Origin of the sequence: uncultured Photobacterium sp. (assembly GCF_947039875.1) — a bacterium.
In the GTDB taxonomy this organism is placed as follows: Bacteria; Pseudomonadota; Gammaproteobacteria; order Enterobacterales; family Vibrionaceae; genus Photobacterium.
Genome location: NZ_CAMRAN010000019.1, coordinates 1 through 22180, shown reverse-complemented (window position 1 = coordinate 22180; position 22180 = coordinate 1). Strand labels below are relative to the sequence as shown.

Here is a 22180-nt window from a genome sequence, read left to right as displayed (position 1 = left end):
GCGCGAATTATACAGCAAGGTGTCTGCCACTGGAACAAGGATATACGAACAGCACAACTTATCTTAATCAGTCACGCACTTATTATTGGTGTTTATACTGTTTTTACCTTAGTCACAATCACACCAACCAGCAAATACCATGATGAAAAAAAGACCACTCACTTATTTTGCTTCAACGCTCATTTCTTCAGAATAATGAGGTCGCCCTTGTACAATTGAAATTTCAACCCGTCGATTTCGACTTCGCCCTTGAGCTGTTTTGTTATTCGCAATTGGCGCAGTATCAGCCATCCCCACAACTTGCATTCGCTTGCGATCAAATCCTTTCACTTGTTCCATAACCTGAGCGACGGATACCGCTCGTTGTGATGAAATATCCCAATTTGAACGATAAAGCTCAGAATCTAATGGCAGATTATCAGTATGGCCACTAACACGAATAATGCCTGGAACATCTTTGACTAACTCTGTAACTTGTTTAATAAGAGGAATAAATTTGGGTTGTAAAAATGCAGAACCTTCAGGAAATGCACCTTTTTCTTTAATTCGAATCACCAATTGCTGCCCAAACGCTTCAATCTCTACTGTATTATCAGTGATCTCTCGCGCTAAGGCTTGGGTTAAGACTTGAGCCATTTGCGACTGCGCTTGCATTTGTGCTTGTTGTTCAGAATGGTCACTAGGGCCATTATTTGACGTTGTATCCTCTTTACGCACTCCACCATCACGTTCATTGATACCATCATGAAAATCTAAAGAGCGTTTAGTAATATCAATGGTCTGCTGCATAATCACAACTATTGGGGTTGGTTCTGGTCGTCCAGGTCGAAACTCTTGCGCAATAACACTGGTACCTTTGGGAATATCATTCACGTTTAATACATTTTGAACCCCAAACGCATTTTTCATCGATCCGGCAATTTGCTGAAATTTAAGTACATCCATTTCAGAGAACGACAACAATAATACGAAAAAGCACATCAACAAGGTCGCAAGATCAGCAAAAGTAGCCATCCATGCTGGTGCACCTTTTTTCTGTTGTGGTGGTAAAGAATCCATCATTGACCCTTACTCATCAAAATTGATACGACGTTTTTTCTCATGCAGATAATTTTTCAAATAACTATCAATCACACGTGGATTTTGACCTTCTTGAATCGCTAACACACCATCAAGAATCAACAACCGATTCAGCCGCTCTTCATTTTTACGCAGCATTAATTTATCCGCGATGGGTAATGCCACCATATTAGCCAAAATAGAACCGTATAATGTGGTTAACAATGCCACTGCCATTGCTGGCCCAATTGACTTAGGATCATCCATATTCGATAGCATCGCCACTAAACCTATGAGTGTTCCTATCATTCCCATTGCAGGTGCAACATCCCCTAACGCAGAAAAAATACTTGCCCCTTGTTCATGACGCTCATTGGTCAATGCAATGTCTTTTCTTAATATCATCCTTACTGTATCAGCATCATGACCATCAACCAGTAAATCAATGCCTTTACGCAAAAATGGGTTTTCTACTTCCATCTCTTCCAATGCAAGAAAACCACCTTTACGAGCAGAATCGGCCATAGTTACAATTTGCGCAATAAGGTCATCGGGTTTATCGGTTTTAAATATAAACGCTTTAGCCGCAATTTTAGCTGCGCCAAAAAACTGACTGATGTTGTATTTCATCAGCACGATAAACAAACTGCCGCCAAAAACGATCAATACCGAGGAGGTATCGGCAAACATCACCAAATCGCCCCCCACCAACATTGCCATTAAAATAAAAGCAAATGATCCAACCAATCCGATAAGCGTCGCTAAATCCACGCAAAAACTCCTTTACTGCCGTTTTTAATGTTTAATTTAACGATCTGACAGCCAATTAACATAGGACAAAAATTTATAAGAACAATGTTCGCTGTTCATTAAACAGCAATGCCATATCGTCCCATAGAATAAAACCTTGCGATCATAGGATAAAACGTCAACAGCACTATCTATCGCAAACTAACTCTTTATCGACCATAATCTCGTTTAATTTAGGGTTTTATTTCCATCATTGAGTAATATTTATTGATCCCAACGATGAAAATTACTGTCTGTGGCACAGATTACTGTGACATAATTTGACCTTAGATAGTCACTACGTTATTTTTCTTGCACTTAGATAAGAGTAAAAATGATATGGCAGCAAAAAAACCTGAAAATATGGCATTCGAAGCCGCACTTGATGAGCTAGATGCCATTGTCAATGAACTAGAATCGGGTGATATCCCACTGGAAGATGCGTTGAAGAAATTTGAGCGTGGTATTTCATTGGCTCGCAACAGTCAGTTAAAGTTAACCCAAGCAGAACAGCGCGTAGAAATTTTATTACACGCTGATGATAATGCACCATTAACTGACTTTGAGCCAAGCCATGACGAATAGTGTACCGCTATCGCAGACGCTTAAAACGCTGCAACAACGTAACAACCAATGCCTAATAGATTGGTTAACTAAACAACCTTTTTCAGGCCAAACCCTACTAAAAGCCATGAAGCATGGTACCCTGTTGGGCGGAAAACGTGCTCGTCCTTATCTGACATACGTCACTGGTGAAATGTTGGGTGTCGATTATGATGATCTTGATACTGCCGCTGCGGCCGTTGAATGTATTCATGCATATTCGTTAATTCATGATGATTTGCCCGCAATGGATAACGATGCACTGCGTCGCGGCCAACCCACTTGTCATATCGCTTTTAATGAAGCGATCGCTATTTTAGCTGGTGATGGATTACAAACGTTAGCCTTTGAAATTATAGCTCAAGGCCGCTTAAGTCCAGAAGGACATCAACAACGTATTGCCATGGTTAGCGAATTAGCGCAAGCCTCTGGTGCGGCAGGTATGTGCCAAGGACAAGCTCTCGATTTAGAAGCTGAAGGCCAACACGTTGGACTAGAGCAACTAGAATTAATTCATAAACACAAAACAGGCGCCTTGATCCGTTGTGCGGTTCGCTTAGGTGCACTGGCTGCTGGTGAAAAAGGACGGGAAATTCTGCCACAGCTCGACAAATATGCCGATGCCATAGGCCTTGCATTTCAAGTTCAAGATGACATTTTAGATGTAATCAGCGACACTGAAACGCTAGGTAAGCCTCAAGGTTCAGATCTTGAGTTAGATAAAAGTACCTACCCAGCACTACTTGGGTTAGACGGAGCGCAACAAAAAGCGCAACAACTTTATCTAGAAGCGCTACAAGCATTAGCAGCAATACCTTACAATACCTATCAATTGGAAGTTTTTGCCCGATATGTTATCGAGCGCAACAACTAAAATCAGTAAAAGCGCCGAACTGTTATGACTTTGGATATATCAAAATACCCGCATCTCGCATTAGCTAACACGCCAGATGAATTACGATTATTGCCCGCAGAAAGTCTGCCTCAAGTCTGTGATGAGTTACGTACTTATTTACTCAAGACGGTTAGCCAAACCAGCGGTCACTTTGCCTCCGGACTCGGTACAGTTGAGCTTACCGTTGCGCTTCACTATGTCTATAATACTCCGTTTGATCATGTGATCTGGGATGTTGGCCATCAGGCTTACCCACATAAAATTTTAACGGGTCGTCGCGATCGAATGTCGACCATTCGCCAAAAAGGTGGATTACACCCTTTTCCTTGGCGTGATGAAAGTGAATACGATGTCTTATCTGTCGGCCACTCATCAACATCAATCAGTGCTGGTTTAGGCATGGCGATTGCGGCTGAAAAAGAAGGCCTTAACCGTAAAGTTGTCAGTATTATTGGTGATGGCGCAATTACCGCAGGCATGGCATTTGAAGCCATGAACCATGCCGGTGATATACATAGTGATATGTTAGTCATTCTTAATGATAATGAAATGTCGATTTCTGAAAATGTAGGCGGTTTAAGTAATCATTTAGCCCATTTATTGGCAGGTAACTTTTACGCTTCTATTCGTGAAGGTGGTAAAAAAGTACTCTCTAATGCACCGCCAATTAAAGAAATCGTTAAACGTGCAGAAGAACATATTAAAGGCATGGTTGTTCCAAGCACAATGTTTGAAGAGCTTGGTTTTAATTACATTGGTCCAATTGATGGCCATGATATTGATGAGTTAGTGAAAACGCTCAAGAATATGCGTCACCTTAAAGGGCCGCAATTTCTGCATATTATGACTAAAAAAGGCAAAGGCTATGCGCCAGCAGAAGCTGACCCAATCAATTACCATGCAGTTCCAAAATTTGATTTAAGTGAAAAACCACTGCCAAAAGCAAAAAATACCAGCCCAACTTTTTCTAAAATTTTTGGTGATTGGCTATGCGATATGGCGGCAGTTGATGACAAATTGATGGCGATTACTCCTGCCATGCGTGAAGGTTCTGGCATGGTACGCTTTTCAAAACAATACCCAGAGCAATATTTTGATGTTGCTATTGCAGAACAGCACGCGGTTACACTCGCAAGCGGCATGGCAATTGGTGGTTATCACCCTGTTGTAGCAATTTACTCTACCTTCTTGCAACGTGGCTATGATCAACTGATTCATGATGTAGCTATTATGAACTTACCTGTCATGTTTGCGATTGATCGTGCAGGTTTAGTCGGTGCCGATGGTCAAACCCATCAAGGTGCATTTGATATTAGCTTTATGCGCTGTATTCCGAACATGGTGATCATGGCACCAAGCGATGAAAACGAATGTCGCCAAATGCTTTATACTGGCCATCAACACCAAGGTCCAACAGCCGTACGCTATCCGCGTGGTTGTGGTCTTGGCACTGATGTAGAAACCACGATGACAGCAATTGAAATTGGTAAAGGCATTATCCGCCGTCAAGGTGAGAAAGTGGCCATTTTAAACTTTGGTGCAATGCTGGGTTATAGCTTAGATGCAGCTGAAAGCTTAAATGCAACCGTTGCCGATATGCGCTTTGTTAAACCGCTTGATGAAGCATTAATTCTTGAACTAGCAGCGAATCATGACGTGTTAGTCACTGTTGAAGAAAATGCGATTTCTGGTGGCGCAGGTAGCGGTGTGATTGAGTTTCTAATGCAGCAAAAATGCATTAAACCAGTATTAAACATTGGTCTGCCCGATCGATTCATCGAACAAGGGACGCAAGCTGAATTACACCATATGTTAAAAATCGATGGTGTCGGCATTGAAAAACAAATTATTGAATATCTTGCTAAATAAGCATTAATTTACGCTCACAGTAATCAAAAAAGCCATGAAGCATACACTTCATGGCTTTTTTATTGCTTGCTCATTAAACTGAAACTTAGAAACCTAACCAGTAACCAACAAACCACAATGAGATCATTGCCATAAAACCAGCTAACACATCATCAATCATGATCCCAAAACCACCTTCGACATGTTTATCTAACCAGCTAATCGGCCATGGCTTTAACATGTCAAAAAAGCGGAATAGAATAAAGCCCGCTAATATCCACTGCCATGATACGGTTGGTGCTACTGCCATTGTGATCCAAAAACCAACGAACTCATCCCACACTATACTGCCATGATCATGAACCTTCATGTCCGTCGAGGTAATATGACAAATACGGATCCCGATCAGAGCAGCAACCAAAACCGCCACTAAATACCAACCAAAAGGCAATTGAGCAAGAATAAGGTATAACGGAATGGCGGCCAGCGTTCCCATCGTACCAGGAATATATTTTGCTAAACCACTGCCAAATCCTGTGGCTAATAAGTGCCAAGGATTATTCATTTTTAATAAATCTTTTGGATTTGTACTCACGTTAATACCCTAATTATTTGTTACACCAAAATGATCCCAACCGGATAATTTCCAACTCAATGGCTTACCTAACTGTAATAACGATAAACCACGACCCGTAGTCACTTGACCAATACAGCTATATTTAACATTAGTATGCGCTAAAGCCATCACTAATGCATCTCGATTAGCTTTTGAAACAGTAAAGCAAAGCTCATATTCTTCACCACTGGTTAAAGCTAACTGTTGTGCTTGTTGACGGTCACCATTACAGAATGTCAGTAAATCAGCAGATAATGGTAATTTTTCAACATCAATCTCAATCGCAACTTGAGAGCGGTCACCAATATGGGTTACATCCGCAATCACGCCATCAGAAATATCTAATGCCGCAGATGCAATGCCTCGTAAAGCCTCACCCACATTCACTCGAGGTTGTGCTTTAAAATGGCGTTCAACTAATACCGTTGCGAGAGATGGTTCACATTGAGACTGATTTAATATCAAAGCAAGCCCTGCGGCACTATCACCAAGATCACCCGTTACATAAATATCATCACCCACTTGTGCGCCACTGCGAGTTAATGCCTGACCTCGTGGCACTAAGCCTTGTACGGTTAAGGTAATACTTAACGGGCCTTTAGTGGTATCACCACCAATTAATTGAATATTATATCGATTAGCAAGTTCAAAAAAACTATGGCAAAAAGGCGCTAACCACGCTTCATCAATAGTCGGTAATGTTAACGCTAAGGATACCCATGCAGGCGTGGCTCCCATTGCAGCTAAATCACTGATATTAGATGCTAATGCTTTATAAGCCACTAACGCAGGATCGGCATCAGCTAAAAAGTGTGTGTCTGCAACTAATGAATCGGTACTCACTGCAATATGGTAATTGGTGGGAACATCCACTAGCGCACAATCATCTCCGATCGCTAACACAACATCATCACGCTGCTGTTGTTGGTGTGCGAAATACTGTTTGATGATATCAAATTCACTTTTTACCATGATTTTCTATTCCTTTAATAAAAAAAAAGCCAGCTAATAAGCTGACTTCTTTCATCGTACTTAACGTGAAAAAATTATTTATCTTTTTTACGTAAAGATGGTGCAGCTTTATCTAACACACCATTGACGAATTTGTGGCTATCTTCAGCACCGAAAAGTTTTGCTAATTCGATGGCTTCATTGATCACAACTTTAAATGGTACGTCTTCACGCTTAACCATTTCATACATTGCAAGACGAAGTAAAGCAAGTTCCATCTGGTCAAGATCCTGAAGTGGACGAGACAAGTATGGGCGCATTTTGCTATCAAGTTCTTGATGGCTTAATACAACACCTGCGAATAAATCACGGAAGTAGCTAACATCAGTCTCCGGCGCTTTACACATAGGTGCATCAGCTTGATGTTCTTCTTCTTCAAACTTATCGCCTGAAAGGAAATATTGCTCAATATCCGCAACATTACCTTTAGTAAGTTGCCAAGAATAAATTGCTTGTACAGCAAATTGACGTGCATTACGACGCGCGGCTGGTTTCACAGTAACCCCCATTAGGATTCGATTTGGGACAGGACATTTACCATTTCGAGCGCGCTTAGTGCAGCCTCTGCCCCTTTATTACCAGCCTTGGTACCGGCACGCTCAATGGCTTGTTCTATAGAATCAACAGTCAACACACCGAAAGCAACTGGAGTATTATACTCTAGTGCAACTTGTGCTAGACCTTTATTACACTCACCGGCAACATAGTCAAAATGAGGTGTTCCACCACGAATAACAGAGCCTAAAGCTACGATAGCATCATAGCGATCACTCTTCGCGACTTGCTGGGCAACAAGCGGTAGTTCATAAGCACCAGGGCAACGAACAACAGTGATATTATCTTCACTAACCTGACCTTGACGTTTCAGCGCATCTAATGCACCTGAAAGTAAACTTTCGTTAATAAAGCTATTAAAGCGTGCAATTACGATAGCAATTTTTGCGTTTGGTGCCGCGATGGCGCCTTCAATTACCTTCATGGGCCTTCCTGTGACTATGTCTTTCCAGTTTGAGAAACCGCGGGAGTCTAACACACTTTGCGATATGTCTGCTACGCACAACCGTCGGTTTCAGTGGATTTGTTAATATTTATTGCTTATTCGTTGTAGAACCAACCAATAAGTGTGCATTATCAATAATAATAATGCTCCGTGAATTCATCTCAGCAAATACAATGCGCTATTATTCGCAAATATATTCAACCACCTCAAGGCCAAAGCCTGATAGTGAATGGTAACGTTGTGTACTTGATGACAATAAACGCATTTTACCAATACCTAAATCAGATAAAATTTGCGAACCGATACCTACTTGGCGTGAAGGGTTATATGGATTCGCCTTCACTTGTGGGCGCCCTTCATTTTCAGCCGCAATATTTTTCACTTTATTGACAATACTATCGGTAGACTCTTGTTTACTCAATACCACTAGTACGCCATTCTCAGCACTAATACGTTGCATTGCTGCAGGCAATGTCCACTGAGTAGCACCTGATTGAAGAATATCTTTAAAAATATCTTGTAAATGCACTCGAACTAATGTGGCAGCATTTTCTTCAACGTCGCCTTTACGCAACGCATAATGAATTTGATCATCAATTTTATCGCGATACGTGATCATATCAAACTCACCAAACTCGGTATTAAGCTTACACTCGCCAACACGCTCAATCGTCGTTTCATGCAGATTACGATATTCAATAAGGTCAGCAATTGTACCTAATTTTAAGCCATGCTTTTCAGCAAACACTTCTAATTGTGGGCGACGCGCCATAGTGCCATCGTCATTTAAAATTTCGACAATAACACTTGATGCTTCAAGACCAGCTAAACGTGCAACATCACAACCCGCTTCAGTGTGTCCAGCTCGTGTAAGTACACCGCCTTCTTGCGCCATTAATGGGAAGATATGACCAGGCATAACAATATCAGCCGCGGTTGCATCAGCAGCCACAGCAGCTTGTACTGTGCGAGAACGGTCAGCCGCTGAAATACCCGTTGTAACCCCCGTTGCAGCTTCAATAGAGATAGTAAAAGGCGTTCCAAATTGTTCAGTGTTATCTTGAACCATTAATGGTAAGCCTAATTTCTGACAACGGGTTTTACTTAATGTTAAGCAAATTAAGCCGCGGCCATTTGTCGCCATAAAGTTAATCGCTTCAGGGGTGATATGCTGTGATGCAATAATAAGATCGCCTTCATTTTCACGATCTTCATCATCCATCAGGATAACCATTTTTCCTTGGCGAATATCATCAATGATTTCTTTTGCACTACTTATCATAATACTACCCTTAATCTTATGTTGCTTTATTGAGCATAAAGCAATGCTTAACCGAGAAACCCAGTTCTCGCCAATAAATCCATCGTTACTTGAGATTGCTTTTCCGCCGCTTTATCACCGAGCATTAATCGCTCAAGGTAGCGCGCGATAACATCAACCTCAAGGTTAATTTTTCGACCAACATGGAAATCAGCCATGGTCGTTTCTGCGGCAGTATGCGGCACAATAGTTAATTTAAACTCGTCGCCACGCACTGCATTCACCGTTAAGCTAATGCCATCAACAGCCACAGAGCCTTTCTCTGAAATATACTTAGCAAGTTGCGGTGGCACTTTAATCCAAAATTCAATCGCACGACCAATATGTTGACGCTCAATCACTTCAGCAACAGCATCAACGTGGCCTGAAACCATATGGCCACCAAAACGCGTCGTTGCCAACATCGCTTTTTCTAAATTAACCACTTGGCCTGCTTTATAATTCACAAAAACAGTACGGTTTAATGTTTCCAATGAAAGATCAGCAACATAACCTTTACCCGTTAATTTAACGACGGTAAGGCAAACACCGTTAGTCGCAATACTATCGCCTAATTTAACATCTGATAAATCCAGCGTTCCTGAATCAACAGTAACAGAAACATCAGCACCTTTTGGTGTCATGGCTGATATTTTACCGACAGCTTCTATAATTCCAGTGAACATGATAAACCCTTAATTTCACTATTTTATTTATTATTTTGTACTGTTGCTATAATACGAATATCATCACCAACCAACCCCACATCAGTAATGGTTAACAGTGGAGTTTGTGCCATTGATGTCAACCCAGTGATATCAATCAAGCCACGGCTATCACTGCCCATTAGTTTAGGGGCCTGATATAGAATCAAACTATCAACCAATTGCTGTTGCAATAATGCTCCTGCCAAACTAGCCCCCGCTTCAACCCAAATATGATTTATGCCATAGTCGGCTAACCGCGACAATAAAGCCACCAGATCAAGTTGGTTACTGTTGGGTTGGGTTGGAATTTGCCATTGCTGCACAGAGTCGGGCCACGCTTCAGTACCGAGCGTAGTGCGGGCAAGAATGGTTTCCCCGGGTAAGTTGAAGAGTTGATATTCAGGCGTCAATCTATTCTGACTATCAATAATAACCCGTATAGGCTGGCGTAACGCTGACTGAGGGTATTGTTGCTGAACAGATGTATCAAGCTCATTCCAGCGTACATTAAGTGAAGGATCGTCAGCAATAACCGTCGCACTGGTCGATAAAATAGCCCCTGCACAGGCACGAAATTGTTGAACATCCGATCGCGCTTTAGGGCCGGTGATCCATTTACTGGCCCCATTTGCTAACGCAGTTCGCCCATCTAAACTCGCTGCTAGTTTGAGCTCAACATAGGGCATTTGATGGGTCATTTGTTTAATAAAGCCTGGATTCAATGCTTGTGCTTGCGAAGCTAAAATACCGACATCCACTTGAATACCCGCAGCTTGCAATAAGGTAATACCCCGCCCAGCGACGGCGGGATTAGGATCCACCATCGCACACACAACCCGTGCCACTTTGGCATTGATTAATGCTTCAGCACAAGGCGGCGTTCGCCCATAATGAGAACATGGTTCTAAGGTAACATAGACGGTCGCCCCTTGAGCACGTTGTTGTGCCTGCCGTAATGCAAACACTTCAGCATGAGGTTGTCCTGCTTGATAATGATACCCTTCACCAACAATGTCGCCATTATTTACAATCACGCACCCCACCTTAGGATTAGGTGCTGTGGTATAACGACCGCGCTGAGCCAGTACTATTGCTCGCGACATCATTTGTTGATCAGTGTGTGTCATTATTGTTGGTCTTAACAATTATTTGTTTTAACGTTCCAGCTTAGCGATTTCTTCACCAAACTCACGAATATCTTCAAAACTACGATAAACAGAAGCAAAGCGGATATAAGCGACTTTATCCAATTCTTTTAAAGCTTCCATCACTAAATTACCAATCATCTCAGATGGCACTTCACGTTCACCGGTTGCTCGAAGACAAGATTTTATACTATTTACCGCACGTTCAATGTCGTCAGTACTCACGGGACGTTTTTCTAGCGCACGTTGAATACCACCGCGTAATTTTTCTTCATTAAACGGATCACGGTTACCATTAGTTTTTACTACGCGAGGCATTACAAGTTCTGCCGTTTCAAACGTAGTATAGCGTTCATTACACGCTAAACATTGGCGACGTCGGCGCACTTGGTGGCCATCTGCAACCAATCGAGAATCGATTACTTTGGTGTCATTTGCACCGCAAAAAGGACAATGCATTTAGCCTCCTACATTTAATCGACTCAGTGTAACTCATTTCATCACTTTAATGAGACTATCCCCTCCCTTTTTTATAATAAATAACTTTTAAAGTAATAATTATCATTAATAATGGTACATTTTATGTTATTCACAAAACAAAAAGGCTTACCTATAAACAGGTAAGCCTTATCTTAATATGCAATAACGGGTCTTTAATATCGCATCGTGATTAACTTATGCGTAAACGGGAAGACGCTTACAAATTTCAAGTACTTTCTCTTTCGTCGCTTCAATAACAGCAGCATCATTGATGTTATCTAAAACATCACACATCCAGCCTGCAAGTTGACGAGCATCATCTGCATTAAAACCACGACGAGTAATTGATGGTGTACCTACACGAATGCCTGAAGTTACAAATGGGCTACGTGGATCATTGGGTACACTGTTTTTGTTAACAGTGATATTTGCTGCACCTAGTGCCGCATCTGCTTCTTTGCCAGTGATACCTTTATCAATTAAATCAACAAGGAATAAATGGTTTTCTGTACTACCAGAAACGATGTTATAACCGCGCTTAATAAATTCAGCTACCATTGCTTTAGCGTTCACAACCACATTTGCTTGGTAAACTTTAAACTCAGGTTCCATCGCTTCTTTAAAGGCCACCGCTTTCGCTGCGATAACATGCATTAACGGGCCGCCCTGACCACCTGGGAAAACAGCAGAGTTAAGCTTTTTGTAAAGATCTTCGCCTTCGTTTGACAAAATCAAACCACCACGAGGGCCAGCTAATGTTTTATGGGTTGTTGTAGTAACAACATGTGCATGAGGCACAGGGTTTGGATAAACACCGGCCGCAATTAAGCCCGCAACGTGTGCCATATCAACGAATAAGTAAGCGCCAATTTTATCAGCGATTTCACGCATTCTTGCCCAATCAACCACTTGCGAGTAAGCCGAGAAGCCACCAATGATCATTTTTGGTTTATGCTCTAACGCCAATGCTTCCATTTCTTGGTAGTCAATTTGACCATTTTCATCGATACCGTAAGGAATGATGTTATATAACTTACCCGAGAAGTTTACAGGTGAGCCGTGCGTTAAGTGACCACCGTGTGCCAAACTCATGCCTAATACCGTATCACCCGCATTCAATAATGCCATGTAAACCGCATTATTGGCTTGAGAGCCAGAGTGTGGCTGAACGTTCGCGTATTCTGCACCAAATAGCTGACACGCACGGTCAATCGCAAGTTGCTCAGCTTTATCGACAAACTCACAACCACCGTAGTAACGCTTACCAGGATAACCTTCAGCATATTTATTTGTTAGCTGAGAACCTTGTGCTTCCATTACACGTGGGCTGGTGTAGTTTTCAGAAGCAATCAACTCGATGTGTTCTTCCTGACGGGCTGTTTCTTCCTGAATAGCTGCAAATAGTTCCGCATCATAATCAGCAATATTCATATCGCGCTTTAGCATCTGTATCTCCTGACTCGGCAAAGTTTTATACTATTTTTAGTGATGAACGAAAAGTCACAAACCTAGACGCCACGCGGGCGCAATCGTTTCCGTTTTCATTTCTTATCTGCAGTCTATATTACATAAATTGATCTAAATCAGAAAGTCCTAAATGTGGTTTTCTTTGTTGTAACAGTAATCAGTTACTAAATTGACGTCATGATTCAATGGTTATTTATTGACATAAAATACAGCCATAAAAAAGGAGCTGCACTGTGGCAACTCCTCTTGATGTTTCATCATGATTAACCATCACAAATTAAATAGCATCTTCATCTTCTTCGCCGGTACGAATACGTACCACACGCTCAATATCAAACATGAAGATTTTACCATCGCCAATTTTACCTGTTTGGGCTGTTTCTACGATGGTGTCGATACATTGCTCTGCAACTTCATCAGTCACTACAATTTCAATTTTCACTTTAGGTAAAAAATCGACCATGTATTCGGCACCACGATAAAGCTCAGTATGGCCTTTTTGACGACCAAATCCTTTGACTTCTGACACTGTCATGCCTGTGATACCCACTTCCGCTAACGCTTCGCGAACATCATCAAGTTTAAATGGCTTAATAATGGCTTCAATTTTTTTCATTATCATCATCCTTTGCTGAGCAGAAGATCGGGATCGTGATTACGAACACCGACTTGATTAAATTAAAGCTATTATCACAGATTCAATGCAGTAATTTAATACCATTTAATATTCTTTAATGTAATTAGTCTCCATTCGTCGCAAAAGTAGCGACACGGAGTACAGTAATACCAAGCCATTGATCACCATAATAACAATATCATGATGTTTAACCGGAAAAATATTAGGTATAAAAGGAATTAAACTCACCTGAAGAAATAACGTTGCAGCAGGAATGTAAAAATAAAGTGGTATAAATCCCCATTTCTTACCTCGAAATAATCCAATACAAGCAAGTATTCCTGAGATCAATACCAATATAGTGACACTCATTGGTACCATGCTAAGTAAATCAAAGCGTAAGGCTTGAATGATCATATCAAAATGTTGAATAAGACCAATAACAACTAACACTGCAAGTAATTTAGTTGCACCGATTAGACGGTAACTACTGGGAACATCCCATCCCATTGTTTCATCCTTGTAACGACGCCGTGGTCATTTTTACGTATTCGTTACGTTAATTATCCCAATGTTCCTTCCCGGTTAATGTGATCAATATCAACTTCATATTTAAATTTATAAGTGTCACAGTTACAGTATAAAAAAAGCTGCCAATAAATGACAGCTTCTATATGTTTAATGAATGTATCTATTAGCCTAGGTTAACCCGCGCATTACGGAACATTCGCATCCAAGGACTGTTTTCACTCCAATCATCTGGGTGCCAAGAGTTAGCCACGGTGCGGAATACTCGCTCTGGGTGCGGCATCATAATCGTGACTCGTCCATCTTGCGTAGTTAAACCTGTAATACCGTTTGGCGAACCATTAGGGTTAGCTGGGTAATTTTGAGTAACATTGCCGTAGTTATCAAGATAACGCAGCGCAATCGTGCCTGACTGCTCAATCGCCGCCAAATGCTCGCCATTACGTACTTCAACTCGACCTTCGCCATGTGAAACTGCGATTGGCATCCGTGAACCTGCCATTTCATTAAAGAACAATGAATCACTCTTTTGTACTTCAACTAAACTAAAGCGCGCTTCAAAACGTTCTGATTCGTTACGCACAAAACGCGGCCATAAATCAGCACCTGGAATCAGCTCGTGCAGATTAGACATCATCTGGCAACCATTACACACCCCTAATGCCAAAGTATCTGAACGAGTAAAGAATGCAGCAAATTGGTCACGGGCAATATTGTTAAATAACACTGATTTTGCCCAGCCTTCACCCGCGCCTAATACGTCACCGTAAGAGAAGCCACCACACGCCACTAAACCATTAAAGCCATCAAGTTGTACCTTACCGCTAAGAATATCACTCATGTGAACATCTTTCGCTTCAAAGCCTGCACGATCAAACGCAGCCGCCATTTCAACGTGAGAGTTAACACCTTGCTCACGTAGAATTGCCATCTGTGGTTTCGCACCAAAATTAATCGCTGGTGCAATAAATGGCGCTGCAACATCTTCATTAATATCAAATGTTAACTGAGTATGTAAGCCTGGATCTTGCGTATCTTTCTTGGCTTCAAATTCTTGTAATGCACCCGTTGGATTATCACGCATCGCTTGCATTTGGTAAGTTGTTTCTGCCCAAATCGCACGTAATTCAGTGCGGTTTTGCTCAAGTACTACATCGTTACCATTCCAAATACGGACGGTATCTTCATCAATCACAGTACCAATAATATGACTACAAGCAGCTAAACCATTAACGGCTAATACCGCTTGTACGGCTTCAACATCATCACTACGCACTTGAATCACAGCACCGAGTTCTTCACTAAAGAGCGCTGCTAATACGTCATCACATGCATCAGTTGCAGCAGTATTAATATCAACTTCAACCCCAGTGTGACCTGCAAATGCCATTTCAGCTAACGTGACATATAAACCACCATCACCACGGTCATGGTAAGCCAATAGCTTCTCATCACGCACCAAGGTTTGCATCGCATAGAAGAAGCCTTTCAATAATTCAGGGCTATCAACATCCGCCGCTTTATCACCCAGTTGTTTATAAACCTGAGCCAACGCAGTCGCACCAAGGCGGTTTTGACCACAACCAAGATCCACCAGCAATAAACTTGATTCGCCTTTATCTGTACGTAATTGTGGGGTCACTGTTTTACGAACATCTTCAACACGACCAAACGCGGTGATCACTAATGACAATGGTGATGTCACTTGTTTCTCTTCACCATCCTGTTGCCACTTAGTCTTCATCGACATGGAATCTTTACCGACAGGGATCGTTAACCCTAATGCGGGACATAACTCTTCACCAATGGCTTTTACTGCTTCATACAAGCCAGCGTCTTCACCCGGATGACCTGCTGGTGACATCCAATTAGCCGATAAATTAATTCGCTTCATATCACCGATATAAGTACCTGCAATATTGGTAATTGCTTCGCCTACAGCTAAACGCGCTGATGCGCCAAAGTTAAGTAATGCCACTGGCGTACGCTCACCCATCGACATCGCTTCACCGTGATAGCTATCATAGCTTGCCGCTGTTACCGCACAGTTCGCTACCGGCACCTGCCAAGGACCCACCATCTGATCACGAGCAACCAATCCAGTCACACTACGATCACCTATGGTGATCAAGAATGTCTTTTCCGCGACAGCAGGTAAACGTAAAACTCGCTCGGTTGCATCTTCAATAGTTATTTCACTGCGATCAAGCGGCTGCCCTGCCACTGTTAATGTTGTGGCCTCACGGTGCATTTTTGGTGCTTTACCCAACAGAATATCCATTGGCATATCAATGGGGGTGTTATTAAAATGGCTATCTTCAAGGCTTAAATGACGCTCAGCAGTTGCTTCACCAACCACCGCATAAGGGGCACGCTCACGCTGACAAATAGCATCAAACGTAGCCATATTTTCAGGTGCAATTGCTAATACATAACGCTCTTGTGATTCATTACACCAAATCTCAAGTGGGCTCATGCCTAGTTCATCATTAGGCACATCACGTAATTGGAATTTACCACCACGCTCACCATCGTTAACTAATTCAGGTAAAGCGTTAGAAATACCACCTGCGCCAACATCATGAATAAAAGCTATTGGGTTATCATCCCCCATCTGCCAACAACCATCGATCACTTCCTGACAACGACGTTCCATTTCTGGGTTTTCACGCTGCACTGAAGCAAAATCTAAATCTTCTGCTGATTGTCCTGATGCCATTGATGACGCCGCACCACCACCAAGACCAATGTTCATGGCGGGCCCACCCAGCACAATTAACTTGGCGCCAACAGGTATTTCTTTTTTCTGCACATGATCAGCACGAATATTACCCATGCCACCCGCAATCATAATTGGCTTATGGTAACCACGGATTTCTTCACCAGCGTGAGAAGTGACTTTTTCTTCGTAAGTACGGAAATAACCCAGTAGATTAGGACGACCAAATTCGTTATTAAATGCTGCGCCACCCAGTGGGCCTTCTAGCATGATATCAAGTGCAGTCACGATACGATCTGGCTTACCAAAATCGGTTTCCCATGGCTGTTCAAAACCCGGCACGCGTAAGTTCGATACTGAAAATCCGACTAAGCCTGCTTTAGGTTTGCCACCAATACCGGTTGCGCCTTCATCACGAATTTCACCGCCAGAGCCTGTTGCTGCGCCGGGCCATGGTGAAATTGCTGTTGGGTGGTTATGGGTTTCAACTTTCATCAAAATATGGGTATCTTCTTGATGATAAGTATATTGACGTGATTGTGGTTCAGGGAAGAAACGCCCTACATGAGAACCTTTCATAACCGCAGCATTGTCTTTATAAGCAGACAGCACGTATTCATGGTTATGCTCGTAGGTGTTTTTGATCATTTTAAATAATGATTTTTGTTGATCGACACCATCAATCGTCCAATCGGCATTAAAGATCTTATGACGGCAATGCTCTGAGTTCGCCTGAGCAAACATCATTAATTCAATGTCATTGGGATTACGCTCAAGCTTGGTAAAATTTTCAACCAAGTAATCAATTTCATCTTCAGCCAATGCAAGGCCTAAGGTGAGATTCGCTTGCTCTAATGCTTGACGGCCACCCGTTAGAATATCAATACTTTTCACTGCTGCCGGTTGCGCTTGTATAAATAATGCACTCGCGGCTTCAACATTATCGGTCACCACTTCCATCATCCGATCATGAAGCAGCTCTTTTAAGTCATCCAATTGTGCAACCGTAAGTGGTAATGATGATTCAATATAATATGCCGTACCGCGCTCAAGACGTTTAATTGCGGTTAAACCACAATTACGCGCAATATCGGTCGACTTTGAAGACCAAGGAGAAATCGTGCCAGGACGAGGAGTAACAAGTAGCAATAAACCTTTAGGCTCGTGCTCTGCAATCGTTGGACCGTATGTGAGTAGACGGGTAAGTTTAGCTTGTTCATCAGCAGTTAGCGTTGTCACCACATCAGCAAAATGGGCAAACTCAGCATAGATATGAGTAACTGGCAGATCTAACTCATGACAACGCTCAAGTAACTTATTAACGCGAAACTCAGACAAAGCGGGTGAACCACGCAAAATTTCCATGTGCAAAGGTCTCTCAATTAGCAGATTAAAAAAAGTGATATTGAGGTAAATTTCAAACCGTAGAAACTTATCTCAATAGCACCTAGTACAAGACTATTCACTGCTTAACTATCACAACGTTATTCACGAGTGCCTAGTATAAGGGAAAAAAATTTGTGACGTAACACCTGACGCAACCGTTTGCGTGTTTTTTTTTCAATCTTAATCAAAATATCAAAAAAAACCTTTTTGCTATTATTTTTGGGTCATTTTTTAACCGTAAAATAGAATAATCTCACTTAATCTATTCCGATCTCTAAATTATGATCATAAACTGAACAGTTCAACTTTGCGCAATTAACAGGGTTTGATATAAAGAACGTTAATATTCAGATTCGGTTCGCTTAGTTGATAAATATTCAGTTGCTCACTCTACTACGTCGTTTTATAAGTCTGCTGTTACTTGCGATGTTAACCAATGGCTGTCAATGGCAAGAGAACACGCCCACCAGCCTTGAGAAAATTCGAGATAGTGGTGTATTACGAGTCGGAACATTAAATAATCAGCTGTCTTATTATATTGGCGCAGACGGTCCAACAGGATTGGATTATGAATTGGCACAGGGTTTTGCTAAAAAACTGGGGGTTAAACTTGAAATCACCGCTATGTTTACTCTTTCTGAATTATTTCCCGCATTAGAACGTGGCGATATTGATATTATTGCCGCAGGACTCACGGTAACGCCCGCTCGTCTTCAAGGCAATCATCCAGCCCCGGCCTATTACTACACTAGCCAAATCGTGGTCTATAAAAAAGGCCAACGTCGACCAAGAAATCTTAATGAATTGGCTAAAAGTAATAAACGCTTAGCAGTTGTAAAAGGTTCAAGTCATGAGCAAAAATTAAAGCTTATTCGTGATACCCATCCAACCTTGAAATGGCAGTCAATTCCAGAATCAGACATTAATGATCTGTTAATCAAAGTTGCTACAGGTGAACTTGATTATACCGTTGCTGATTCCGTAGATGTAGCGTTACTGCAACGCATTCATCCTGATATTGCTATCGCACTTGAACTGACGCAAGACGAACCTGTAAGTTGGTTTGTTAAACAAAGTGGTAACGATAGCTTGTATGCGTTAATGATTGAGTTTTTTGGTCAAATGAAACAAAACGGCACCATGACACGACTAGAAGAGAAATATTTAGGTCATATTGATCAATTTGATTATGTCGATACTCGTGCATTTTTACGCGCAGTCAACACCACCTTACCGCAATGGGAAGCCTTATTTAAACAATATGCCAACGGTTTTGATTGGCGTTTATTAGCCGCCCTCTCTTACCAAGAGTCGCATTGGGATCCACAAGCTATTTCTCCAACTGGTGTTCGAGGTATGATGATGTTAACGTTACCGACGGCTGAATCAGTGGGGGTCACCAACCGTTTAGATCCAGAGCAAAGCATTCGTGGCGGCAGTGAATATCTGCGTAAGATGATCGCTCGCGTACCAGACAGTGTCGAAGAGCATGAAAAAGTGTGGTTTGCCCTCGCCTCTTATAATGTCGGGTTTGGACATTTAATGGATGCTCGCCGACTCACCAAAGCACAAGGTGCAAACCCTGATACTTGGGTCGATGTCAAACAACGCTTGCCATTATTAGGGCAACGTAAATACTACATTCAATCACGTTATGGCTACGCACGTGGTAGTGAAGCCCTTAATTATGTTGAAGGTATTCGTCGTTATTATCAAAGTATTATTGGCTATGAACGTGCTCATAGTCGTCAATTTGAAAGTAAAAATTTAAAAATTGTTGATGGCCTACAAACCATTACCCCGAACGCCATCACCACCAACAGCCATGATAAAGTGATAATCCAATCATCAGTATCAGACTAGTAATTTGACCGCATTCATTGGCGTAGATTTAGAATAATCGACGCCTTTTTACACAATGAGAGTTTGATCAACGTTTGATTATTATCCTATAAAGATTACTATCAAAAAATGCACCACCATGCATAATAAACAGCATATATAAACAATGACACTATTAACGGCGACAGCGATATTTTATGCGCTGATGAATACGTTGACCGTTATATTGACGTTATGGATGGAATCATGAAAGTAATCAGATTAAGATCAAAAACACCGCACATTGCTAAACATCTCACGACCGCAGCAACACGTCGCAAACGCCTAAGCAGTAATATCCGTAAAAAAATTCTATGGCGTCAGCGCAGTTGTATTCTAACGGCAACGGCAGAACATAGAGTCCAAGCTATTAGCTAATAAGCTTGGGATCATTTATCTAATAATAAATCACCACCAAGCTTATTCGATTTAACTGAATTCAATCATCATGTTGCTGTTGTCTTGCTAATAATTTAGTGGCTTTTTTCTCTGCTCGACGACGCTTAAAAAAGGCTTGTAACTGCGCTCGGCATTCCGGTGCTAATACATCACCTTGGAGCAGTACATGATGATTAACACCTTCATAACTAAGCAAATTCATAACACTGCCCGCCGCCCCAGTTTTAGCATCATGAGCACCAAACACCACTTTGCCAACGCGACTATGAACAATAGCCCCAGCGCACATCGGACACGGCTCTAAAGTGACATACAATGTCGTATCAATAAGACGGTAGTTTTGTAGCATTTGTCCTGCTTGACGTAATGCCATCATTTCAGCATGGGCGGTCGCATCATGATGACCAATAGAGCGATTCCAGCCTTCGCCAATGATCACTCCATCATGTACCACAACCGCACCAACAGGCACTTCGCCTTCAGCTTCAGCTAGAGCGGCTAATTCCATTGCACGACGCATAAAAACATCATCTGTTGCTGCTGAATCCTCAGCATCTAATTCTTTATTTAACATCCGTATAAGTACTTACAAATCATAATGGCTAATGTGAGGTAATTGCTCTGCAAGGTAATCCACCAACATTCTCACTTTGGGTGATAAATGACGGTTATGTGGGTAAAGCGCCCAAATACCTTCATCAGGCTCTTGGTAATTTGTCAAAATCGGAACAATAGCCCCTGATTCCAAATCCTTATCTATATAATAGTCAGGTAATTGCGCTAAGCCGATCCCTTTAATCACCGCATCACGTAAACCATAACCACTATTACAATTAAGGGTACCGCTAACACGAATACTTTTCTCTTTACCTGACTCTTGGAAGCGCCAGTGATCGTAGTTACCAATCAAGCAATTATGCTGACGTAATTCAGATAATGAATGTGGAATACCAAATTTCTGTAAATAAGCGGGTGAAGCACAAACATACATGGTGCGGCTGGTTAAACGCTTCGCCATCATTGATGAGCTGGTCAAACGCCCTAAACGAATTGCGAGATCAAAACTGCCTTCCACTAAATCAACTTGACGGTTAGTTAAATCAATCGTCACTTCCACTTCAGGGTATTGCAGCATAAAATCATTAACCAACGGCATAATGTATTTTTCGCCATAAGTCACAGGTGCAGTTAATTTAATCAACCCTTGTGGCTTACCGCGTAAATTACTGATTGCACGCTCAGCATCTTCAAGGCCGTCTAATACTTGACGACAATGTTGATAATAAACATTGCCCTCTTCCGTTAATGAAACCTTACGTGTAGTACGGTAGAATAGCTTGGTATTAAGTCGGTTCTCTAACGCACTGACTTGGCGACTCACTTGCGCAGTCGAAATACCTAATCGTTTTGATGCTGCAGTAAAACTTTCCGTTTCCGCAACAGCAACAAACTCGGTCACCCCTTCCCATAGAAACATTTTAAATACCTATTACTAACATGAACGATCGCAAAAATGACGATTACGCTGCTTATTATTACACACATGTAAAAGTAATTTGCACTTTTAGGTAATTATCATTATTCAAGAAACAAATACAATAGCTAACATCGAAACGGGGCAATAAAATAATTATTTTTCCTTTTCACCCAATTTTCATCTACTTTTGACAAAGTAGAAATAAATACAACTAGAGTGAAGATTATGACTGACAAATTTATCAAATCAAAAGC

The 22180-nt window shown here is 41.7% G+C and carries 21 protein-coding genes; 5 read left to right on the top strand and 16 right to left on the bottom strand.

Annotation, left to right across the window (positions count from 1 at the left end; translation table 11 throughout):
* Window positions 1–162: 162 nt before the first annotated feature.
* Window positions 163–1059 (bottom strand): flagellar motor protein MotB, encoded by an 897-nt coding sequence (locus Q0V26_RS08610; RefSeq protein ID WP_297480807.1) that lies wholly within the window; start codon window positions 1057–1059, stop codon window positions 163–165.
* A 9-nt stretch (window positions 1060–1068) separates the two neighbouring features.
* Window positions 1069–1830, bottom strand: coding sequence for a flagellar motor protein PomA (pomA, locus tag Q0V26_RS08605; RefSeq protein ID WP_080157137.1), 762 nt, complete (start codon window positions 1828–1830; stop codon window positions 1069–1071).
* Window positions 1831–2187: 357 nt separating this feature from the next.
* Between pomA and xseB the strand changes: the two genes are divergently transcribed.
* From xseB to dxs, 3 genes are read left to right on the top strand one after another with little or no spacing between them, the layout of a single operon-like run.
* Complete coding sequence (gene xseB, locus Q0V26_RS08600) at window positions 2188–2433, top strand: exodeoxyribonuclease VII small subunit (RefSeq protein WP_045037567.1); 246 nt, start codon at window positions 2188–2190, stop codon at window positions 2431–2433.
* The gene (gene ispA / locus Q0V26_RS08595; protein ID WP_297480686.1) at window positions 2423–3325 is read left to right on the top strand and encodes a (2E,6E)-farnesyl diphosphate synthase; all 903 of its coding nucleotides are present in this window, start codon (window positions 2423–2425) and stop codon (window positions 3323–3325) included. The genes xseB and ispA overlap by 11 nt, the downstream gene beginning before the upstream one ends.
* Before the next feature lie 24 nt (window positions 3326–3349).
* Complete coding sequence (gene dxs / locus Q0V26_RS08590) at window positions 3350–5215, top strand: 1-deoxy-D-xylulose-5-phosphate synthase (protein WP_297480683.1); 1866 nt, start codon at window positions 3350–3352, stop codon at window positions 5213–5215.
* 85 nt (window positions 5216–5300) lie between these two features.
* Here the strand turns inward: dxs and pgpA are convergent, their stop codons facing one another.
* The 12 genes from pgpA to purL form a co-directional block, all read right to left on the bottom strand.
* Window positions 5301–5789, bottom strand: coding sequence for a phosphatidylglycerophosphatase A (gene pgpA, locus Q0V26_RS08585; protein ID WP_297480682.1), 489 nt, complete (start codon window positions 5787–5789; stop codon window positions 5301–5303).
* A gap of 9 nt (window positions 5790–5798) precedes the next feature.
* Window positions 5799–6782 (bottom strand): thiamine-phosphate kinase, encoded by a 984-nt coding sequence (gene thiL / locus Q0V26_RS08580; RefSeq protein ID WP_297480679.1) that lies wholly within the window; start codon window positions 6780–6782, stop codon window positions 5799–5801.
* 74 nt (window positions 6783–6856) lie between these two features.
* A complete protein-coding gene (gene nusB / locus Q0V26_RS08575) occupies window positions 6857–7330 on the bottom strand; it encodes a transcription antitermination factor NusB (protein WP_297480676.1) in 474 nt (157 codons plus the stop codon).
* Window positions 7330–7800, bottom strand: a complete 471-nt coding sequence (gene ribE / locus Q0V26_RS08570) for a 6,7-dimethyl-8-ribityllumazine synthase (RefSeq protein ID WP_036795804.1) — start codon at window positions 7798–7800, stop codon at window positions 7330–7332. The genes nusB and ribE overlap by 1 nt, the downstream gene beginning before the upstream one ends.
* Window positions 7801–8002: 202 nt before the next feature.
* Window positions 8003–9106, bottom strand: coding sequence for a bifunctional 3,4-dihydroxy-2-butanone-4-phosphate synthase/GTP cyclohydrolase II (gene ribBA / locus Q0V26_RS08565; protein WP_297480805.1), 1104 nt, complete (start codon window positions 9104–9106; stop codon window positions 8003–8005).
* 44 nt (window positions 9107–9150) lie between these two features.
* On the bottom strand, window positions 9151–9807 hold the full coding sequence (locus tag Q0V26_RS08560) for a riboflavin synthase (protein WP_297480657.1): 657 nt from the start codon (window positions 9805–9807) through the stop codon (window positions 9151–9153).
* A gap of 23 nt (window positions 9808–9830) precedes the next feature.
* The gene (gene ribD / locus Q0V26_RS08555) at window positions 9831–10955 is read right to left on the bottom strand and encodes a bifunctional diaminohydroxyphosphoribosylaminopyrimidine deaminase/5-amino-6-(5-phosphoribosylamino)uracil reductase RibD (RefSeq protein WP_297480654.1); all 1125 of its coding nucleotides are present in this window, start codon (window positions 10953–10955) and stop codon (window positions 9831–9833) included.
* Window positions 10956–10982: 27 nt separating this feature from the next.
* Window positions 10983–11432 (bottom strand): transcriptional regulator NrdR, encoded by a 450-nt coding sequence (gene nrdR, locus Q0V26_RS08550; protein WP_045037560.1) that lies wholly within the window; start codon window positions 11430–11432, stop codon window positions 10983–10985.
* A 216-nt stretch (window positions 11433–11648) separates the two neighbouring features.
* Complete coding sequence (gene glyA / locus Q0V26_RS08545) at window positions 11649–12899, bottom strand: serine hydroxymethyltransferase (RefSeq protein ID WP_297480650.1); 1251 nt, start codon at window positions 12897–12899, stop codon at window positions 11649–11651.
* Window positions 12900–13197: 298 nt separating this feature from the next.
* Window positions 13198–13536, bottom strand: coding sequence for a nitrogen regulatory protein P-II (gene glnB, locus Q0V26_RS08540; RefSeq protein WP_006646656.1), 339 nt, complete (start codon window positions 13534–13536; stop codon window positions 13198–13200).
* A 105-nt stretch (window positions 13537–13641) separates the two neighbouring features.
* Window positions 13642–14046 (bottom strand): hypothetical protein, encoded by a 405-nt coding sequence (locus tag Q0V26_RS08535; RefSeq protein WP_080157161.1) that lies wholly within the window; start codon window positions 14044–14046, stop codon window positions 13642–13644.
* 184 nt (window positions 14047–14230) lie between these two features.
* Complete coding sequence (gene purL, locus Q0V26_RS08530; RefSeq protein ID WP_297480637.1) at window positions 14231–18148, bottom strand: phosphoribosylformylglycinamidine synthase; 3918 nt, start codon at window positions 18146–18148, stop codon at window positions 14231–14233.
* A gap of 396 nt (window positions 18149–18544) precedes the next feature.
* On the opposite strand from purL, the gene mltF reads away from it, so the two are divergent.
* Together mltF and Q0V26_RS08520 are read left to right on the top strand one after the other, a co-directional pair.
* On the top strand, window positions 18545–20032 hold the full coding sequence (mltF, locus tag Q0V26_RS08525) for a membrane-bound lytic murein transglycosylase MltF (protein WP_297480802.1): 1488 nt from the start codon (window positions 18545–18547) through the stop codon (window positions 20030–20032).
* Window positions 20033–20257: 225 nt separating this feature from the next.
* Window positions 20258–20428: a hypothetical protein gene (locus Q0V26_RS08520; protein ID WP_297480634.1), complete on the top strand. Its 171-nt coding sequence runs from the start codon at window positions 20258–20260 to the stop codon at window positions 20426–20428.
* Between the two features lie 61 nt (window positions 20429–20489).
* Here Q0V26_RS08520 and tadA read toward each other — a convergent pair whose 3' ends face one another.
* Together tadA and Q0V26_RS08510 are read right to left on the bottom strand one after the other, a co-directional pair.
* The gene (tadA, locus tag Q0V26_RS08515) at window positions 20490–21023 is read right to left on the bottom strand and encodes a tRNA adenosine(34) deaminase TadA (RefSeq protein WP_297480632.1); all 534 of its coding nucleotides are present in this window, start codon (window positions 21021–21023) and stop codon (window positions 20490–20492) included.
* Between the two features lie 12 nt (window positions 21024–21035).
* Window positions 21036–21926, bottom strand: coding sequence for a LysR substrate-binding domain-containing protein (locus Q0V26_RS08510; RefSeq protein ID WP_045037555.1), 891 nt, complete (start codon window positions 21924–21926; stop codon window positions 21036–21038).
* Window positions 21927–22180 lie beyond the last annotated feature (254 nt).